This is a genomic window from Streptomyces sp. NPDC059785, assembly GCF_042732375.1.
GTDB lineage: Bacteria > Actinomycetota > Actinomycetes > Streptomycetales > Streptomycetaceae > Streptomyces.
On record NZ_JBHWHV010000002.1, the window covers coordinates 232,427 to 252,157 of the forward strand.

A 19,731-nucleotide genomic window follows, 5' to 3' on the forward strand; every position below is an offset into this window, starting at 1 on the left:
TGGGAGCCTTGGCGCGGCCGGGGCCGGCGACGGTCAAGTCGGCGCCGGTCAGGCCGGGACGGGGGCGGGCCGAGTCGGGGCGGGACGGGGGCGGGGCGGGCCGAGTCGGGTCGGGACGGCGACGGTCAAGTCGGCGCCGGTCAGGCCGGGACGGGGGCGGGCCGAGTCGGGGCGGGCCGAGTCGGGGCGGGCCGAGTCGGGGCGGGACGAGTCGGGGCGGGACGGGGGCGGGCCGAGTCGGGTCGGGACGGGGGCGGGGCGGGCCGAGTCGGGACGGGGGCGGGGCGGGCCGAGTCGGGTCGGGACGGGGGCGGGGCGGGCCGAGTCGGGACGGGTCGGGTCAGGCCAAGGCCGGTTTCTCCAGGGTCAGCGTGCCCGCGAGGGCGTCGAGTTCAGCCCGTGCCCCGAACGGGATCGTCAGCGCGTCCTCCCCGTGGCCGAAGCCGAACTCCTCCACCACCGGCACCCCGAGCCCGCCGAGCCGGTCCGCAAGCAGCGCCCGCACCTCCGGGTACGGCGAGCAGTCGGCCCAGGAGCCCAGCAGGATCCCCGCGACACCGTCCAGCCAGCCGGCCCGCAGCAGCTGCGTCAGATACCGGTCGAGCCGGTACGTCTCCTCGCCGACGTCCTCCAGGCAGAGCAGCCCGTCCCGGGCGCCCGGCCTGGCGTACGGCGTGCCCAGGTCGGCGGCGAGCAGGCTCAGACAGCCGCCGAGCAGCACACCGCTCGCCCGGCCCGGCACGAGCGCCGCCGCCCCGGGGTTCGCGGTGATCATGCGCACCGTCTCCGGCTCGAACAGGGTGGCCCGCAGGTGCTCCTGGGCCCGCGCGTTCTTCAGGAAGCCGACAGCGGCCACCATCGGCCCGTGCAGGGTGACGAGCCCGGCCCGGACGGCGAACGCCTCGTGCAGGGCCGTGATGTCGCTGAAGCCGAGGAACACCTTGGGTCCCGCCGCCGTCATGGCGTCCCAGTCGAGCAGGTCGGCCATGCGCTGCGCCCCGTACCCGCCGCGGGCGCAGAACACCGCGGCGACGTCCGGATCACACCAGGCGGCCTGGAGATCGGCGGCCCGGTCGGCGTCCGTCCCCGCGAGGTAGCCGAAGTCCGCGTGCCGGTCCAGGACATGGGGGGCCACGACCGGGTCGAGGTCCCAGCCGCGCAGCAGGTCGAGGCCGGCTTGCAGGCGCTCCTCCGGGACGGGCCCGCTGGGCGCCACCACGGCCACCCGGGCGCCGGGCGTGAGGCGGGCGGGACGGGTCAGCGGCTTCACTTGCGCAGCTCCAGCCTGGGGACGTCCGGTGGCCGGAGGCCGAGGACCTGGGCGTACAGGGACAGTTCGGACTCCAGGGCGCGGATCATCGTGTCGGCCCGCCGGAAGCCGTGGCCCTCGCCCGCGAAGGTGAGGTAGGCGTGCGGGACGCCCTGCCCCGTGCGCGCCAGCTCCGTCAGGAACCGCTCGCACTGGGCGGGTGGGCAGATGGGGTCGTCGAGGCCCTGGAGGAGCAGGAAGGGCGCGCTGACGCGGTCCGCGTGCCCGGCGGGCGAGCGCTCCGCGTACCGCCCTGGCACCTCGGCGAGCGGTCCGATCAGGCTCTCCAGGTAGCGGGACTCGAAGTCGTGCGTCTCCCCCGAGCCCCACTCGGCGAGGTCGAGGATGGGGTAGAGGATCGTGCCGCACGCGTACACGTCGGTGGTGGTCAGCGAGGCGGCCGTGGTCCAGCCGCCCGCGCTGCCGCCGCGGACCGCGAGCCGGGCGCGGTCGGCGGTGCCCTCGTCCGCCAGCGCCTGCGCGACGGCGGCGCAGTCCTCGACGTCGACCACGCCCCACTGCTCGCGCAGCCGGTTGCGGTACTCCCGTCCGTAGCCGGTGGAGCCGCCGTAGTTGACCTCGGCGATGCCGATGCCGCGCGAGGTGAAGTAGGCGATCTCCAGGTCGAGGACCAGCGGCGCGCGGCCGGTCGGGCCGCCGTGCGCCCACACCACGTACGGCGGGAGCTCGTCGCCCGGGGCGGCGTGGCCGGGGTTGTGCGGCGGATAGACGTGGGCGTGGATCTCGCGGCCGCCGGGGCCGGTGAAGGTGCGGATCTGCGGCTCCGGGTAGAAGGCGGGGTCGACCGGGTCGGTGTGCGCGGCGCCGATCACCCGGGCCCGGCCGGTGCGGGCGTCCAGCTCCACCACCTCGTGGGCGCTGCGCGGGCTGGCCCCGACGGCGACGGCCCGGGTGCCGTGCACGGCGAGCGTCGCGGTGAACTCGGTCCAGGGGCCCGCCGCGTCGACCACCTCGCAGGTCTCCGGGTCGAGGATGCCGAGCGCGGTGGCGCCCCGGCCGTGCACGACGGCGATCAGCCCCCCGTCCAGCGGCGCGAACCAGCGCTGCCCGATCTTCCACAGCGGTCCGCCGAACTCCTCGTCGCGGGCGCACAGCGGGGTCCCGGTGCCGTCGTGGCCCAGCCGGTAGAGGTTCCACCAGCCGGTGCGGTCGCTGGAGTACAGCAGGGTGCCGTCGTCCGCCCAGTCGGCCTGGGCCACGGACTCCTCGGGGCCGCCCGCGACGGTGCGCGTCCCGGACAGCGTCCCGTCGGCCGCCACGTCGGCGACGATCAGCTCCGTGCCGTCCCAGGGCATGCGCGGGTGGTCCCAGGCGAGCCAGGCGGCGCGCCGCCCGTCGGGCGAGAGCCGGGGCCCGGTGACGAACCGGCGGCTGTCGTCGGTCAGTTCGCGCACCGCGTCGCGGTCCCCGGCGGCCGAGCCGTCCAGCGGCACCGCCGCCGCCACCCGCCTGAGGTCCGAGGGCCCGTCGCCGGTGAACTCCTCAAGGACGCACCAGACCTCGCCCCGCCCGGGCCGGAGCTGCGGGTCGACCCAGCGCAGCCCGCCGCCGACCGGCGAGACGGGCGTGAGCGGCCGGGGTTCGGCACCGGGTACGTCGGGCTCGTAGCCGTAGAGCCGCTGGTCGGCGTAGTTCACGAAGACCACGAGCGGGCCCTTCGGACCCTGCTGTCCGGTCCACGGCTGCCCGCCGTACTCGATGACGCGACTGCGCACGTTCCAGGGGGCGGGCAGGACGGACTCCTCCGTGCCGTCCGCCCGGCGGCGGACGAGGGTGCGCCGGCCGCCCTCGCCGGGCCGGGGCTCCGTCCACCAGGGCTCGTCGCCGACGAAGCCCACGTACTCGGGCGTCCCGTCGTGCGCGGCGGCGAGCGCCGCGTCGATCGGGGACGGCCACGCCCCGTACGCCGAAGTCTGCAAGGGCCGCATCATGTTCCCCACCTCGTCAGGCCGTACGCAGGAAGCGGTCGAGGACGCGGACGCCGAAGTGCAGCGCCTCGACCGGCACACGCTCGTCCACGCCGTGGAAGAGTGCCTGGTAGTCGAAGCCCTCCGGCAGCTTCAGCGGCGCGAACCCGTATCCGGTGATACCCAGGCGCGAGAACTGCTTCGCGTCCGTGCCGCCCGACATGCAGTACGGCACGACGTGCCCCTCGGGGGCGAACTCCTCGACGGCGGCGCGCATCCGGGCGTACGTCGGCGAGTCCACCGGGGCCTGGAGGGCGACCTCCCGGTGGTGGTACTCCCACTCCACGTCCGGTCCGGTGAGCCGGTCGAGGGTCGCGCGGAACTCGTCCTCCGTGCCGGCCAGCCAGCGCCCGTCCACGTACGCGACGGCCTCCCCGGGGATGACGTTGACCTTGTAACCGGCGGTGAGCACGGTCGGGTTGGCGCTGTTGCGGACCGTGGCCTCGACGAGCGCGGCGGCGGGGCCGAGCTTCCTCAGCAGCGCGTCGACGTCCGTCAGGTCGGGCTCGATGCCGTAGACACCGGCGAGGCCCGTCAGGGCGGCGCCGGTGGTGGGGGTCAGCCGCGCCGGCCACTGGTGCGCGCCGATCCGGGCGATGGCGGCGGACAGCCGCGTGACCGCGTTGCTGTGGTTGACCTTCGAACCGTGGCCCGCCCGGCCGCGCGCGGTGAGCTTGAGCCAGCCGGTGCCGCGCTCGCCCGCCGCGATCGGGTAGAGCTGCCGGCCCGCGCCGTCGTGGAAGGTGAAGGCCCCCGACTCGCCGACGCCCTCGGTGCAGCCCTCGAAGAGCTCCGGATGGTCGTCGGCGAGGAAGCCCGAGCCGTCCTCGGCGCTGGCCTCCTCGTCGGCGGTGAACGCGATCACCACGTCGCGCCGGGGCCGGACGCCCTGCCTGGCCCACTGCCGGGCGACCGCGAGGATCATCGCGTCCATGTTCTTCATGTCGACCGCGCCCCGGCCCCAGACGACGCCGTCCCGGATCTCGCCGGAGAACGGGTCCGTGCTCCAGTCGGCGGCCTGCGCGGGCACGACGTCCAGATGACCGTGCAGCAGCAGCGCGTCGGCTCCGGGGTCGGTGCCCTCGATGCGCGCCACCACGTTCGTACGGCCCTTGGTGCGCTCCAGGAGGGCCGGTTCGAGGCCGGCCTCGGCGAGCAGCGCCGCCGCGTACTCTGCGGCCGGGCGCTCCTGGCAGTCGCCGCCGCCGTGGTTGCTGGTGTCGATGCGGATGAGGTCGGAGGTGAAGCGGACGACCTCGTCGAGCGCCTGCTGGTCCACCTGCCCGGCGGCCGTCCCGGCCGGGGTTCCCGTCGCTGTCTGCTCAGCCATACTGTTCCTCCACCGCGGCCGAGACGATCGTGGTGACCGCCTTGAAGGCGCGGATGCCGTCGTACATCGTCTCGCTCGTGTACGCCACCTTGCGCTCGCCGGTGCGGGTCACACCCGGCACGACGGTGGCGGCCATCGCCAGGTGCTCGGCGTCGAACTCCAGGGCCACGGTGAACGGCCCGCCCGCCACCGGTTCGTGCCGCACGGCGAGCGCCGCCGCCTCGCGGGCCGCCGCCGTGATGTCGGCCGCCGTGCGCGCCGGGGTGCGGCAGACGGCCGCGTACCGCGACACGTGGTCCTTGACGGCGACCTTCAGGGCCCCCGGGGCATAGCCCAGGGCGTCCTCGCAGGCGATGTCGTCGCCGGTGACGAGGACCACCGGCACTCCGTACTCGGCGACCACGTGGGCGTTGAGCAGGCCCTCGCTGGCGCGGACCCCGTTGAGCCAGACGCCCGTGATCGAGTTCGCCAGGTACGTGTGGGCGAGGACGCCTTCCATGCCCGCGCCCGCGTGGTAGCCGACGAAGGCGATGCCGTCCACGTCGCCGTGCTGCACGCCCTCCACCATGGACAGGGACTTGTGCCGCCCCGTCAGCATCTCCGCCCGCTCGTCGAGCCGCTCGAGCAGCAGATTCCGCATCGTCCAGTGCGCCTCGTTGATCAGCACGTCGTCGGCGCCGCCCTCGAAGAAGCCGAGCACGGCCGCTTGGACGTCCGAGGTGAACAGCGAACGGCACCGCTCCCACTGCGGTGTGCCCGGCAGCACGTCGGCGGGCCAGGTCACACCCGTGGCGCCCTCCATGTCGGCGCTGATGAGGATCTTCATGAAGCGAAACCGTACGCGCTCCGCCGGGAGCCCGTCAGAGCCTGTGGACAACTCACCGGGCCCGTGTCGAATTCCCGGCCCGTACCACCGGCGTCACCCCGTCCGGCCCGCCACCACCCAGTGCGAGGGGAGTTCGAGGGGGGTGCCGTCCGCCGTGCGCTCGGTGGTGACCAGCGGGAGCCGGCCCTGCGCGAGGACGGTGAGGCCGGCCGCCCGCAGATAGCGGGGCAGCGCCGCGTCGGCGATCTCGCCGGGGGCGATGCCGTGCCGGAAGACGGGGGCCAGCTTGGGCGGCGGCCCGGCGGAGTCCCCCGCCAGACCGTGCAGGAGGGGACGGGCGGCCTCGGACAGTTCCAGCAGGAAGACCCGGCCGCGCTCCCCGACGAGGGTCGCCAGGCCGTCCGCGAACGGCTGCCGGTCCTCGGGCCTGACCTGGTGGAGCACGCCCCGCACATAGACGTTGGCGTCGCCCAGCTCGGCGTGCAGCGTCTCCAGCTCGGCCTTCTCGGACGCGTCGAGCAGCCGGTACGTGGCCTGGCCCGCCGGGTCGGCGTGCCGGGCGTGGTCGAGGGCCGCGGCCGCCAGGTCCGCGCCGATGACGTGCCGGAAGCGGTCGGCGAGGAAGCGGGTCTGGGTGCCGTTGCCGCAGCCGAGGTCCACCAGCGGCAGCCCCGGCGCCGTCACATGGGGCTCGAACAGGGGCAGGTGGACGGCCACGGTGAGCGCGGGGTCCGCGTCCCAGAAGACCGCGCCCTGCTCGCCCGGCGCCTCGCGCCAGAAGCCCTCCCAGGAGTCTCTGTACCCGCTCGCCACACTCATGCCCGCTCCCCAGGTTCCACGCGCGGCCCGCCGTAGCGGCAGGTGAGTTTTCGGTCTATCGCGCTTGGAGGTGGCCGACAAGCGGCAGGCGTGTTCCTTCACGGTCCGTTCCCACGCGCACGCCCCGGCGTACGCGCCGCCGGTTCCCTTTCTGCCCGGTGCGCCCGGTGTGCCAGGTGCGGCCCCCGGGCCGCGGTCCGGATCAGCGGCGCGGCAGCGTCAGCTCGAACCAGACGGTCTTGCCCGCGCTCGTCCGGCTGGTCCCCCACTCCCGGGCCAGGGTGCTGACCACCCGCAGCCCGCGGCCGGACTCGTCGCCCACCCCGGCGCTGAGCAGCGTCGGCAGGGTGTGGTCGTCGTCGTCCACCTCGCACAGCAGGGTGGCGCCGCGGACCAGCCGCAGCCCGACCTGACGGCTGTGGGCGTGCCGTACGGCGTTGGCGACGAGCTCGCCCACCAGCAGTTCGGCGTGGTCGGACAGCGAGGCCAGGCCCCACACGTGGAGCTGTTCGCGGACCGCGGCGCGGGCCCGGCCCGCCTCGGCGGGGTCGCGGGCGAGCCGCCACTCGGCGACGTCCTCGGGCCCGATGCCGTTGAGCCGGGCCAGCAGCAGGGCGACGTCGTCCTTGCGGCCGCCGCGAGTGTTGAGCGCGCGGATGATCGTGTCGCAGGCGTCGTCCATGGAGGCCGCCGGGTGGGCGGCGGACTCGCAGAGCGTGGCGAGGCCGACACCGATGTCCTCGCCGCGCACCTCGACCAGGCCGTCGGTGCACATCACCAGCCGGTCGCCCGGTGCCACCCGGATCCTGACCGCCTCGAAGGGCACGCCGCCGACGCCGATGGGCGCGCCCGTCGGCAGGTCGAGCAGTTCGCTGCTGCCGTCCTCGGCACGGACCAGGACGGGCGGGATGTGACCGGCGTTGGCGAGGTGCAGCTCGCCCGCGATCGGGTCGTAGACGGCGTACAGACAGGTCGCCAGGTAGTGCTCGCCGAGCCGCTGGGCGAGGTCGTCCAGGTTGCGCAGGAGCTGCGCGGGCGGCAGGTCGAGCGCGGCCATGGTCTGCACGGCGGTGCGCAGCTGGCCCATCATGGCCGCCGAGTTGAGGCCGTGGCCCATGACGTCGCCGACGACCAGGGCGGTCCGGGAGCCGGGCAGCTTGACCGAGTCGAACCAGTCGCCGCCGACCCGGCCGAGCAGCGTGCCCGGCAGATAGCGGGTGGCGATGTCGCACCCGGCCATGCACCGCGCGATGTGCGGCAGCATGCTGTCCTGGAGCGTCTCGGCGACGCTCTCCTGGTACGTGTACATGCGCGCGTTGTCCAGCACGAGGCCCGCGCGGGCGGCCAGTTCGGCGCCGGTGACCCGGTCCATGTCGTTGAACTCGGCGCGCTCGGGGTGGCGCAGCAGGATCATGAAGCCGAGCACCACGTTCCGCGCCTTCAGCGGGACGACCAGCATGGAGCGGTGCGTGATGAGCGGCCTGATGTCGCGCTTCTCGAACTGCGCGGCGATCATGTGCCCCATCTGCTCGCTGATGCGCGGCACGAGGACAGGGTCGCCGGAGGTCATGCACTGGAAGAACGGCGTGTGCGCCGGGAACGGCATGGCCTCGCCGACGGGCACGACGTCGTCCCAGCGGCCCGGTTCGTCGGTGTGCTCCAGGGCGACCCGGTGCCACATGGTCGTCGTGTCGGGCACGCCGTCCGGGAACCCTTCGCCGGCGACGACCTGCTCGCGCAGATAGGTGCCCGCCACGTCCGTGAAGCGCGGCACGACGGCGCGGCTGACCTCCAGGATGGTCCGTGACAGATCGAGCGAGGTGCCGATGCGCCCGCTGACCTCGTTCAGGAACTCCAGGCGCTCGCGCACGGCGACGAACTCGATGTCCTCGCCCTCGTCCGCGACGTCCTGCGGCAGGGGCTCGCCCGAGGCGGCCGCCCGGGCCGCCCGCTCCCGGCGCGCCTTGCGCTCGGCCCGCCGGGGCACGCCCCAGTCGGGCGTGACGGGCACCCGGTCGTTGCGGCTGAACTCCAGGACCGGATAGCCGAGTTCGAGGACCTGCGCGACGATGCGGGCGCTCTCCGCCACGCTCATGCTGGGCAGGATGTCGGGCAGCCTGCGGGCCAGTTCCGGGGAGCCGGGGAAGTCGGTGTGCAGGGCGAAGCCGGGCGCGATGCGCTCGACGGCCGCCTCGCCGTCGTCCTCCGCGTCCTCGTGGCGCAGGGCGCCCGCGTCGGCGGCGAGCACGAGCAGCCGCTCCTGCCCCGGGCCCACCAGGGGGTACGCCCACCACAGGACGTCGATGCGGCCCGGTCCCGTCACGGTGAGCCGGGCGCGGCCCGCCGCCGGGTAGGACAGCCGCCCGTCGAGGGAGGACTCGAGCCCCGGACCGAGTCCGTCGTACATCCCGTACGCCCCGTAGGGCGTGGTGTCGTCCTCCTCGGGGAGGGCGCCGCAGACGGGCAGGAGGTCGACGGCGGGGCGGCCCACCGCCTCGTCCCGTGAGACCCCGAACAGCCGCCGGGCGCCGGTGCTCCAGTGCGAGACGAGACCGTCCCGGTCGACCACGACGACGGCCAGGGGGACGCGGCCCGTGACGGCGTGCTCCGCCGCTCCTCCTCCGGCGTCGGGGCCGCCGGGTGGTGTGCCCGCTTCGGTGCCACGGTCCATGGCCACGGCCCTCTCTCCCCACGGATCCGCATGATCTGTGTCGTTCTCACCACCGTACGGCGGTGGCCGGTTTGGATGTGCGCCAACGCCGGAATTGACCCGGGGCCGACGGCACGGTGCCCGCGGACCGCGCCGTCCCCGGCGGCCCGTGCGGCAACGGTCAGTCCTCGTGACCCAGTTGGAGATCCCGTTCCGTCCGGCCGCCGCCCGCCATCCGCAGCACCGTGGCCACCGGCGGGTAGCCCGCCGCGATCACGGTGTACTCACCCGAGGCGAGATCGACGAAACGGAACGTTCCGTCAGGGCCGGTGGTGAGGGTGTCCACGACGTTGCCCGCGGCGTCGAGGAGGGTCACGCGCGCGTCCTCCACGGGCCGTCCGCCGCCCGCCCGCGCCGTGCCGCGCAGCACGGCGCCGCCGGCCAGCTCGATGTCCTGCCGGGTCTCGCGCGCGGGCTGCACGGTGACCGGGAGCGCGGCCGGGCGGAACGCGGGGGCGCCCGCGGCGAGCGTGTACTCGCCCGCGACGAGGTCGGTCATGAGGTAGCCGCCCTCGCGGCCGCTGCGGGTGGCGGCGACGACCTCCCCGTGCACGTTGGTGAGCGTGACGGTGGCCTCGCGCACGGGGGTGCCGTCCGCGGTGAGAACACTGCCGGCCAGCCGTCCGGCGCCGCCGAGGACCACGTCCAGTTCCACCGGGCGCTCGCCGACGGTGACCTGCACGGCCTGCGGCTGGTGACCGCCCGCCGCGGCGATCAGGACGTACGCTCCCGGGCCCGGGGTGGCCAGCGCGTACCGCCCGTCCTCGGCGCTCGCGCCCCGTCCGGTCTGGCGGCCCCCGGCGTCGATGAGGGTGAGCGCCGCGCGGGGCACGACCGTGCCGTCGGGGTGCTGCACCGTGCCGCACACGGGCACTCCGGTGGCGTGCGTGCGGGCCGGCGGCACCTGGGCCGGGGCCTCGGGCTCGGCGGGGGCGTTGTGGGACACCAGTGGTTTCTCCTTGAGGAAGAAGGCGGTGAGCAGGCCGAGGACGAGCACCGGCACGAGGTAGAGGAAGATCCGCGGCATGGCGTCGGCGTACGCCCGGACGTAGCCGTCGCGCAGCGCGGCGGGCATCGCGTGGACCAGTTGCGGGGTGATGGCCTCGGGGTCGGGGGCGCCGCCCGCGCGCGCGGGCAGGCGGTTCTCGAGCGCGTCGGCGAGCCGGCCGGCGAAGAGGGTGCCGAAGACGGCGGCGCCGACGCTCCCGCCGATCTGCCGGAAGTAGTTGTTCGCGCTGGTCGCGGTGGCGAGATCCGCGGGGCGCACGGAGTTCTGCACGGCGAGCACCAGCACGGGCATCACCATGCCGATGCCGGCGCCCAGGACGGCCATCCAGATGCTGTAGTGCAGCCGGGGCGTGTCCGTGCCGAGGTGCGAGAGCAGCCACATGCCGACGGCCGCCAGGGCGCTGCCGAGGACCGGGTACACCTTGTAGCGCCCGGTGCTGCTGATGAGCTGCCCGGAGATCACCGAGGCGCCGACGATGCCGCCCGTCATCGGCAGCATCAGCAGCCCCGACTCCGTCGCCGAGGCCCCGTCGACCATTTGCAGGAAGGTCGGCAGATAACTGGCCGCGCCGAACAGCGCGACGCCGATGACCAGACCGACCAGCCCGGTGACGTTGAAGACGCCGTCCCTGAACAGCCGCAGCGGGACGAGGGGTTCGGGTGCGAAGTGCTCGGCGAGCAGGAAGAGCGCGGTGGCGACGGCGGCGCCCGCCGCGAGTGCGGCGATGACGCGGGAGTCCCAGGCGTACTCGGTGCCGCCCCAGCTGGTCAGCAGGACCAGGCAGGTGGAGGCGGCGGCGAGCAGCAGGGTGCCCAGGACGTCCAGGCGGGCCCTGACGGCGGGCCTGGGGAGCTTCAGGACGACGGTGATCACGGCGAGGGTGACCAGGCCGAAGGGGACGTTGATGTAGAAGCACCAGCGCCAGGAGAGGTGGTCCGTGAAGTAGCCGCCGAGGAGCGGGCCCGCGACCGAGGCGAGGCCGAAGGCGGCGCCGATGAGGCCCATGAAGCGGCCGCGTGCCCGGGGCGGCACGATGTCCGCGATGATCGCCTGCACGCCGGTCATGAGGCCGCCCGCGCCGACGCCCTGGACCGCGCGGAAGGCGATGAGCTGGTCCATCGACTGCGCCCGGCCCGCGAGCGCCGAGCCCGCGACGAAGACGACGATGGCGAACTGGAAGACGCCCTTGCGTCCGAAGAGGTCGCCGAGCTTGCCGTAGACGGGCAGTCCGACGGTGGACGTCAGGAGGTAGGCGGTGATCGCCCAGGACATCCTGTCCAGGCCGTGCAGCTCGCCGACGATCTTCGGCAGCGCGGTGGCGACGATCATCTGCTCGAGCGCCGCGAGCAGCAGCGCGAGCATGAGCCCCGTGAAGACCAGGCGGACCCGGCGGGGGCCGAGGCCCGCCGGGTCCTGAGGGGGTGTCGGGGCCGGCGCGTCGGCGGCGGGAGCCGCCTCCTGACCGGTCTCCACCAGCGTCGTCCCGCCCACGTACCGCTCCCCTCGTCGCGCCTGCGGGGCCCATTTCTCGCATTGCGCGACAAGTGGGGGCAACCACGATGAGTTCCCGTTCAAACGGGCCAGACGGGCATAATCGCCGGTCGGAGCCTTACGGCGTACGACGGAGCCGTGCGGAAAACCACCCGAAACGGTGACCCGGGAAGGCGCCCGCACGGCCGGCTCGGCCAACTCGGGCCGAGCGGGGGTCAGTTCCCCGCTACTTCTCGACCTCGGCGGCGAGCTTGACGAGCACGGCGTCGTAGATCCGGGCCAGGCCCTTGGGCGCGAAGGTCCGCTCGAAGAAGCCGCCGATGCCGCCGGCGCCGTTCCAGACGGTCGTGACGACGACGCGCGCCTTGCCCGCGTCGGCCGGGGTGACCCGCCAGGTGGTGACCATGGAGGAGTTGCGGTCCTTCTCGACCAGCTCGCCGTCGGTCGGCTCGCTCACCTCGAGGAGGCAGTCCCGCACGCGCTTGCTGGTGGCCTGGAGCTTCCAGTGGACGAGGGTGCCCTCCCCGTCGCCACCCTCGAGCACCTCGTACTCGCTGAAGTGCTCCGTCAACAGGTTCGCGCGCGTGCCGCTGTAGTCGGCGAGGGCGTCGAACACATTCTCCGCGTCCGCCGCGATGACCCGCTCAGTCGTGGCCTCGACCTGCGCCATTGCACTTCCTCCAGCACTTGGTTCCTCGGGGTTCGCGGCCAGCCAACCACCAGGCGGCCGGGGTCCCCAAATCGGGGGGCGCACGACGACACGGGGAGAGTGCCTCGCACGATCAAGGGAACGCATGTTCTATTCTGGGGCCAGAGCTACCGAGGAGGCGCCATGCGCTGGGAGAACCTCACGGCGGACCACGCCGGGGACCGGGCCCGGGAGGCCGCGCTGTTCGGCACGGACGCGGTGACCACCCGTACCTTCGACATGCCCGAGTTCCGCGGCATCACCTTCCACGAGGTGCGCGCCCGGTCGATCGTGAACCGGGTGCCGGGCGCCTCGCGCATGCCCTTCGAGTGGACGGTCAACCCCTATCGGGGCTGCTCACACGCGTGCGTCTACTGTTTCGCGCGCAAGACGCACAGCTATCTCGACCTCGACACCGGGCTCGACTTCGACTCCCAGATCGTGGTCAAGGTCAACGCGCCCGAGCTGCTGCGGCGGCAGCTCGCCTCGCGCCGCTGGCACGGCGAGCACATCGCGATGGGCACCAACGTGGACTGCTACCAGCGCGCCGAGGGCCGCTACCGCCTCATGCCCGGCATCATCGCCGCCCTGCGCGACCACGCGAACCCCTTCTCGATCCTGACCAAGGGCACGCTGATCCTGCGCGACCTCGACCTGCTGAAGCAGGCCGCCGCGGTCACCGACGTCGGGATATCGGTCTCCGTGGGCTTCACCGACCCCGGTCTGTGGCGCACCGTCGAGCCGGGCACACCGGCGCCGGAGCGGCGCCTGGACGTGGTGCGCACACTGAGCGGGCACGACATCGGCTGCGGCGTCCTGATGGCACCCGTCCTGCCCTACCTGAGCGACCGGCCGGCGCAGCTGCGCGCCACGGTGCGGGCGATCGCGGACGCCGGGGCCACCTCCGTCACCCCGCTGGTGCTGCACCTGCGGCCCGGCGCCCGCGAGTGGTTCATGGCGTGGCTGGAGCGGAACCACCCGTACCTGGTGCGCCGTTACGAGCGGCTGTACGCGGACGGTTCGTACGCGCCGAAGTGGTACCAGCGCCGGATCACCCGCCAGGTGCACGAGCTGGCCCGCGAGTACGGCATCGGTCCCGCGCGCGCGGGCGCCGCACGCCGGATCGACCTGCCGGAACCGGCGGCACCGGTGGCGGAGCACCCGGCGGAGCCGACCCAGCTCACGCTGCTCTGAGGCGCCCGCCGGGGCGTTGTCGGACCCATGGTCCACCATGGACGCATGAGTGAGCTGACACGCATTCCCGCCCCCGGCGGCGTCGCCCCCGCCGCCGCGTACACCCATGTCGTCGCGGGCACCGGCCGGTTCGTGGCGGTCTCCGGTCAACTGGCCCTGGACGAGGCGGGCGAGGTGGTCGGCGAGGGGGACCCGGCCGCGCAGGCCCGCCAGGTCTTCGAGAACCTGCGGCGCTGTCTGGCCGCCGCCGGCGCCGGCTTCGACGACGTCGTCAAGCTCACCTACTTCGTCACGGACATGGCCCACATGCCCGCCGTCCGCGCGGCCCGCGCCGCGCACATACCCGAGGACCGGCTGCCGGCCGCGTCCGCGGTCCAGGTCGCGGCGCTGGTCCGCCCGGAGTTCCTGATGGAGATCGAGGCGTACGCGATCGTGAGCGAGTGAACGGGCGGGGCGCGCGCGCCTGACCGGGCAGGACGGGCGTCCCGGGCGACGGTGAGTCCGTGCGGGGTCCCGTCCCGGAGGTCAGGTCTTCGGCGGCTTCGGCGGCCTCGGCAGCTTTGCCAGCGCGTGGACGGCCGCCTCCGCGAGCACGGGGTGGGCCAGGGCGTCGCTCAGCACGGGTCTGGCACGTCCGTCGCCCAGCGTCCCGAGCCCTTCCACACAGGCCAGCGCGACTCTCCGGTACGGGTCGTGCGGCCGCAGCCTGCGCCGCAGGGTGGTGATGAGCGCGGGGACCGCCTCGGGGGCGCGCAGTTCCACCAGGAGCCGCACCGGGTGCAGCGCGTAGGCGACCCGCAGCTCGTTGGTGGCGAGGGCGGCCGCCGCGCGGGCGGTGCGCGGGTCACCGAGCCGGGCCAGCGCGTACGCGGCGGAGGCGCAGCGCTGCGGATCGCGGTGGTTGAGCAGCAGGACGAGCGCCTCGAAGGCCCTGCGGTCCCCCGCGAGGCCCAGCCTGAAGGCGACCAACTCCCTGGCCCAGAGCGGTTGTCCGGGCTCGGTCAGGGCGGCGGCCAGTTCATCGAGGTCCCCGCTCGCCAGCAGCCGGTCGTACGCCGCGGAGGCCCCCGCCTCACCGCGCAGACGCTGCGTGAGTGATCGCAACTCCTCGTCCATGGCGCCGAGCCTAGAGCCTGCCCGGCGGGGCCGTGCCGGGGTCGCGGGACATCCGCGCCGCTTTGCACCCGCACCGAACCGGAAGCCGGTCGCACAGCCGGTTCACCTCCGGATCCCGGTCCGGCCCCGCCGCCGGTTCAGCTGTGAATCCCGGTCCGGCCCCGCCGCCGGTTCAGCTTCGTACCCCGGTCCGGTCCCGCAGCCGATACGACTCCAGACCCCGACCCGGCCCCCGCCGCCGGTTCGACTCCCGATCCCGACCCGGCCCCGCCGCCGGTTCAGCTTCGTACCCCGGTCCGGTCCCGCGCCGGTTTCCCCCGGGTCCCAGCCGGGTTCCGCGCACCGGCGGTCACGGGAGACAGATCACACCCCGCGGGCAACCGGGGGGTCTGGCGCGCTCGTTACCGGCGGGTTAATGTCGGACGAGCGAGTAACCCACTCGCGTCTTCGCTCGTGGTGGCCTGGTGACGCAGCCGCCGCGAGAGCCAGTCGGTTCGGTACCTCAGGTACCTCAGTGCGGCACGGCTCCGGGACAGGGCCTGCCGGTCTTCACCGTCCACAGGGGCCCGCCCAGGCGACGTCCCGGACGGCGCCGGGCGTGTGCGCTCGTCAGCCCGGCCCCACCCGCACCCCGCGCAGTTCGCGCACCTCCCGCACGCCGTGCGCCGGCCGGCGCAAACGCGTGCGGCCCTCAGTCGTCACCCTCTTCCTGGAGTCCCGCGATGGCCACTCCCCTGTCCCACACCCCTCCCTCCGCGCTGCGGACCGTCGCCGTGGTCGGCCTCGGCACGATGGGCACCGGTATCGCCGAGGTCCTCACCCGGGCCGGCCGCGAGGTCGTCGGCATCGACATCAGCGAGGCCGCGGCCGCGCAGGCCGTCACGGCGCTCGAGACCTCCACCGCCCGCGCCGTGCGGCGCGGGCGGCTCACCGAGCGGGAGCGCGACGACGTCCTCGCCCGCTTCCGCACCTTCACCGACCTCCAGGCGGCCGCCGACGCGGACCTGGTGATCGAGGTGACCCCGGAGTCGTACGAGATCAAGCAGCAGGTGTTCCGGGCGCTCGACTCGGTCGTGCGGCCGGAGACGGTCCTCGCGACGGGCACCAACGCGCTGTCGGTGACCCGCCTCGCCGCCGACTCGGCCCACCCCGAACGCGTCCTCGGCCTGCACTTCTTCAACCCGGCCCCGGCCATGCGGCTGATCGAGGTGGTCTCCTCGGTGCTGACCGCGCCGGGGGCCGTCGCCGCGGTCACGGATCTGGCGCTCGAACTCGGCAAGGAGCCCGTCGCGGTCGGCGACCGGCCCGGCTTCGTCGCCGACGGGCTGCTGTTCGGCTACCTCAACCAGGCAGCCGCGATGTACGAGGCCCGGTACGCCTCCCGGGAGGACATCGACGCGGCGATGAAGCTGGGCTGCGGCCTGCCCATGGGTCCGCTGGCGCTGCTCGACCTGATCGGCGTCGACACCGCGCGCACGGTCCTGGACGCGATGTACGCGGAGTCGCACGACCGGCTGCACGCGCCGGCCCCGGTCCTCAAGCAACTCAGCGAGGCGGGCCTGACCGGCCGCAAGGCGGGGCGCGGCTTCTACACCTACGAGGCGCCGGGCAGCGCCACGGTCGTGCCGGACGCGCTGACGCCGGCCGCCGGGGAGACGGGGACCGGCGGCCGGTCCGTGCGCGCGGTCGGGGTCGCGGGCTCGGGCACCATGGCCTCCGGTATCGCCGAGGTCTTCGCCAAGGCCGGGTTCGAGGTCGTGCTCGCCGCCCGCAGCGAGGAGAAGGCGCAGGCCGCGAAGGCCCGGATCGGCAAGTCGCTGGCGCGCTCGGTCGACAAGGGCCGGCTGACCGCCGAGGCCGCGGCGCGGACCCTGGAACTGATCACGCCGGCCGGTTCGTACGAGGCCTTCGCGGACGTCGATCTCGCCGTCGAGGCGGTCGCCGAGGACCTGGAGGTCAAGCGGCAGCTCTTTGCCGCGTTCGACAAGGTCTGCAAGCCGGGCGCGGTGCTGGCCACCACCACCTCCTCGCTGCCGGTCGTCGCCTGCGCCCGCGCCACCTCGCGCCCGCAGGACGTGATCGGCATGCACTTCTTCAACCCGGCCCCGGCGATGAAACTGGTCGAGGTGGTGCGCACGGTGCTGACCGCGGACGACGTGCACGCCACCGTCCGCGAGGTGTGCTCCAAGATCCGCAAGCACCCGGTGGACTGCGGCGACCGGGCCGGCTTCATCGTGAACGCGCTGCTGTTCCCGTACCTCAACAACGCGATCAAGATGGTCCAGGAGCACTACGCGTCGCTCGACGACATCGACGCCGCGATGAAGCTCGGCGGCGGCTATCCGATGGGTCCGTTCGAACTGCTCGACGTGGTCGGCCTCGATGTCTCGCTCGCCATCGAGCAGGTGCTGCACCGGGAGTTCCGTGACCCGGGCCTTGCCCCGGCGCCGCTCCTCGAACACCTGGTGGCCGCGGGCTGCCTCGGCCGCAAGACCGGCCGTGGCTTCCGCGAATATGCCCGCCGCTGAGGCGGACGGGGACGGGTACGGGGAGTCCGCCGGCTGGGGCGGGCTCCTCGGTCCGGGCGCGGGCCCCGCGCCCGCCGGAGGCAGGGGGATTCGGGGACCTGCGCACATACCTGCGCACATGCAGTACGTTCGGGTCATGTCCCAGCCCGCCAAGTCCTCACGTACAGCCGCTACGACCGATGCGCCGGAGACCGCCGCGAACAGCCGCGCCGCCGCGCAGCGGCTCAAAATGCGCCGGGAACTGGCGGCCGCCGCCATGGAGCTGTTCTCCACCAAGGGGTACGAGGCGACCACCGTCGACGAGATCGCGGCCCGGGCCGGGGTGGCCCGCCGCACCTTCTTCCGGCATTTCCGGTCCAAGGACGAGGCGATCTTCCCGGACCACGACGACACCCTGGTCCGCGCCGAGGCGGTGCTGAACGCGGCGCCCGCGCACGAGCACCCGCTCGACACGGTGTGCCGCGGCATCAAGGAAGTCATGCGGATGTACGCGGCCCAGCCGGAGGTCTCCGTCTCCCGCTACAAGCTGACCCGCGAGGTGCCGACCCTGCGCGAGGCCGAGATCGCCTCCGTGGCGCGCTACGAGCGTCTGTTCACCCGCTATCTCCTCGGGCACTTCGACGAGCACGCGCACGACGACGACGCCAACTACGACCCGCTGCTCGCCGAGGTCGCCGCCTCCGCCGTGGTGACCGCGCACAACCACGTGCTGCGGCGCTGGCTGCGGGCGGGCGGCCAGGGCGACGTGGAGGCCCAGCTGGACCACGCCTTCGCCATCGTCCGCAAGACGTTCGGTACGGGAATCGGCGCGGGCCGGGAGACCGCTGCGCGCTCCGCGCCTGCCGCCGCCTCCACGGACGGCGACGTACTGGTGACGGTGGCCCGGGTGGACGCCCCGCTGGAGGACGTGATGCGCACGATCGAGCAGGCGCTGCGCAACCGTCCCTAGCTCCGCACCGCTTCTTTGGTGAGGCCGGACGCGCCCTTTGGGCCCGTCCGGCCTTTTTGCGCCCTTTTCGCGGCCCCTTCTGATCGATCATCGCTCATCTGTTGCGTAAAGATTTCACCTGAGCGCAACTTCTGACACTCAGTGCCTTGTCATGTGACACGGCGTGCCATACGTTGAGGGTGTCCGGGCGGCCGGCGTGCAGAGACCTTTCGTACGCCGGCTGTCCCCGCAAGCCATTGGCGAGCGCGCCCGGACGCCTGCGTCACAGGCAACCTCTCGCGCCACAAAGCGCTGCCGAGCACCACCTCCGCCGAACCGACGGCACCCCCCTCACCCTCACCCCTCACCTCGATCAGCACCGACGTAACCCTCAGCGCCCTCCCTCAAGGACGCCACTTCGCCGGAGGCAACACCGTGAAGGAAATCCTGGACGCGATCCAGTCGCCGGAGTCGACCTCCGCCGACTTCGCCGCCCTGCCGCTCCCCGAGTCGTACCGCGCGATCACCGTGCACAAGGACGAGACGGAGATGTTCGCCGGCCTCGCCACCCGCGACAAGGACCCGCGCAAGTCGATCCACCTGGACGACGTGCCGGTGCCGGAACTCGGTCCGGGCGAGGCCCTGGTGGCCGTCATGGCCTCCTCGGTCAACTACAACTCGGTGTGGACCTCGATCTTCGAGCCGCTGTCGACCTTCGGCTTCCTGGAGCGCTACGGCCGGCTCAGCGAGCTGACCAGGCGCCACGACCTGCCGTACCACGTCATCGGCTCCGACCTCGCGGGCGTCGTGCTGCGCACCGGCCCGGGCGTCAACTCCTGGAAGCCCGGTGACGAGGTCGTCGCGCACTGCCTGTCGGTGGAGCTGGAGTCCTCCGACGGCCACAACGACACGATGCTCGACCCCGAGCAGCGCATCTGGGGCTTCGAGACCAACTTCGGCGGGCTCGCCGAGATCGCGCTCGTCAAGTCCAACCAGCTCATGCCCAAGCCCGACCACCTGAGCTGGGAGGAGGCCGCCGCCCCCGGCCTGGTCAACTCCACCGCCTACCGCCAGCTCGTCTCCCGCAACGGCGCCGGCATGAAGCAGGGCGACAACGTCCTGATCTGGGGCGCGAGCGGCGGACTCGGCTCGTACGCCACGCAGTTCGCGCTGGCCGGCGGCGCCAACCCGATCTGCGTCGTCTCCAGCGAGCAGAAGGCGGCCATCTGCCGGGCGATGGGCGCCGAGGCGATCATCGACCGCAACGCCGAGGGCTACCGGTTCTGGAAGGACGAGCGGACCCAGGACCCGAAGGAGTGGAAGCGCTTCGGCAAGCGCATCCGCGAGTTCACCGGCGGCGAGGACATCGACATCGTCTTCGAGCACCCAGGGCGCGAGACCTTCGGCGCCTCCGTCTTCGTCACCCGCAAGGGCGGCACCATCACCACCTGCGCCTCGACCTCGGGCTACATGCACGAGTACGACAACCGCTACCTGTGGATGTCGCTGAAGCGGATCATCGGCTCCCACTTCGCCAACTACCGCGAGGCGTGGGAGGCCAACCGCCTGATCGCCAAGGGGAAGATCCACCCGACGCTGTCGAAGGTCTACGCACTTCAGGACACCGGACAGGCCGCGTACGACGTGCACCGCAATCTCCACCAGGGCAAGGTCGGCGTGCTCGCGCTCGCGCCCCGCGAGGGCCTGGGCGTGCGCGACGAGGAGAAGCGCGCGAAGCACCTCGACGCCATCAACCGCTTCCGGAACGTCTGAGGGCCGCCGATGACCGAGCGAG

Annotated in this window: 14 protein-coding genes; 5 read left to right on the plus strand and 9 right to left on the minus strand. The window is 73.5% G+C overall.

Annotated features, from left to right (window positions below; all coding sequences use genetic code 11):
* Positions 1-340: 340 nt before the first annotated feature.
* The 8 genes from ACFV6E_RS02470 to ACFV6E_RS02505 form a co-directional block, all read right to left on the minus strand.
* Positions 341-1,270 (minus strand): LD-carboxypeptidase, encoded by a 930-nt coding sequence (locus ACFV6E_RS02470; RefSeq protein WP_385458916.1) that lies wholly within the window; start codon positions 1,268-1,270, stop codon positions 341-343.
* Positions 1,267-3,258: a prolyl oligopeptidase family serine peptidase gene (locus ACFV6E_RS02475; protein WP_385458944.1), complete on the minus strand. Its 1,992-nt coding sequence runs from the start codon at positions 3,256-3,258 to the stop codon at positions 1,267-1,269. The genes ACFV6E_RS02470 and ACFV6E_RS02475 overlap by 4 nt, the downstream gene beginning before the upstream one ends.
* 16 nt (positions 3,259-3,274) lie before the next feature.
* On the minus strand, positions 3,275-4,627 hold the full coding sequence (locus ACFV6E_RS02480; protein WP_385161994.1) for a M20/M25/M40 family metallo-hydrolase: 1,353 nt from the start codon (positions 4,625-4,627) through the stop codon (positions 3,275-3,277).
* A complete protein-coding gene (locus tag ACFV6E_RS02485) occupies positions 4,620-5,453 on the minus strand; it encodes a M55 family metallopeptidase (RefSeq protein WP_385161996.1) in 834 nt (277 codons plus the stop codon). Before ACFV6E_RS02485 ends, ACFV6E_RS02480 begins: the two co-directional genes overlap by 8 nt.
* Before the next feature lie 93 nt (positions 5,454-5,546).
* Complete coding sequence (locus ACFV6E_RS02490) at positions 5,547-6,272, minus strand: methyltransferase domain-containing protein (RefSeq protein WP_385161998.1); 726 nt, start codon at positions 6,270-6,272, stop codon at positions 5,547-5,549.
* A gap of 202 nt (positions 6,273-6,474) precedes the next feature.
* On the minus strand, positions 6,475-8,943 hold the full coding sequence (locus ACFV6E_RS02495; protein ID WP_385458945.1) for a SpoIIE family protein phosphatase: 2,469 nt from the start codon (positions 8,941-8,943) through the stop codon (positions 6,475-6,477).
* Between the two features lie 160 nt (positions 8,944-9,103).
* Positions 9,104-11,482, minus strand: coding sequence for an MFS transporter (locus ACFV6E_RS02500; protein ID WP_385458918.1), 2,379 nt, complete (start codon positions 11,480-11,482; stop codon positions 9,104-9,106).
* Between the two features lie 226 nt (positions 11,483-11,708).
* Positions 11,709-12,152: an SRPBCC family protein gene (locus tag ACFV6E_RS02505; protein ID WP_385162002.1), complete on the minus strand. Its 444-nt coding sequence runs from the start codon at positions 12,150-12,152 to the stop codon at positions 11,709-11,711.
* 162 nt (positions 12,153-12,314) lie between these two features.
* Here ACFV6E_RS02505 and ACFV6E_RS02510 point away from each other — a divergent pair, with 162 nt between their 5' ends.
* Positions 12,315-13,364, plus strand: coding sequence for an Rv2578c family radical SAM protein (locus ACFV6E_RS02510; RefSeq protein ID WP_385162004.1), 1,050 nt, complete (start codon positions 12,315-12,317; stop codon positions 13,362-13,364).
* A gap of 45 nt (positions 13,365-13,409) precedes the next feature.
* Positions 13,410-13,808 carry a RidA family protein gene (locus tag ACFV6E_RS02515; protein ID WP_385162006.1) on the plus strand — a complete coding sequence of 133 codons (399 nt, stop codon included), beginning with the start codon at positions 13,410-13,412 and terminating at the stop codon, positions 13,806-13,808.
* A gap of 81 nt (positions 13,809-13,889) precedes the next feature.
* Here the strand turns inward: ACFV6E_RS02515 and ACFV6E_RS02520 are convergent, their stop codons facing one another.
* Positions 13,890-14,480, minus strand: a complete 591-nt coding sequence (locus tag ACFV6E_RS02520; protein ID WP_385162008.1) for an adenylosuccinate lyase — start codon at positions 14,478-14,480, stop codon at positions 13,890-13,892.
* Between the two features lie 722 nt (positions 14,481-15,202).
* On the opposite strand from ACFV6E_RS02520, the gene ACFV6E_RS02525 reads away from it, so the two are divergent.
* The 3 genes from ACFV6E_RS02525 (at position 15,203) to ccrA (ending at position 19,709) form a co-directional block, all read left to right on the plus strand.
* Positions 15,203-17,008, plus strand: a complete 1,806-nt coding sequence (locus ACFV6E_RS02525) for a 3-hydroxyacyl-CoA dehydrogenase family protein (RefSeq protein ID WP_385162010.1) — start codon at positions 15,203-15,205, stop codon at positions 17,006-17,008.
* A 136-nt stretch (positions 17,009-17,144) separates the two neighbouring features.
* On the plus strand, positions 17,145-17,957 hold the full coding sequence (locus ACFV6E_RS02530) for a TetR family transcriptional regulator (protein WP_385162012.1): 813 nt from the start codon (positions 17,145-17,147) through the stop codon (positions 17,955-17,957).
* A gap of 414 nt (positions 17,958-18,371) precedes the next feature.
* On the plus strand, positions 18,372-19,709 hold the full coding sequence (gene ccrA / locus ACFV6E_RS02535) for a crotonyl-CoA carboxylase/reductase (RefSeq protein ID WP_385162014.1): 1,338 nt from the start codon (positions 18,372-18,374) through the stop codon (positions 19,707-19,709).
* The last annotated feature ends 22 nt before the right edge of the window (positions 19,710-19,731 follow it).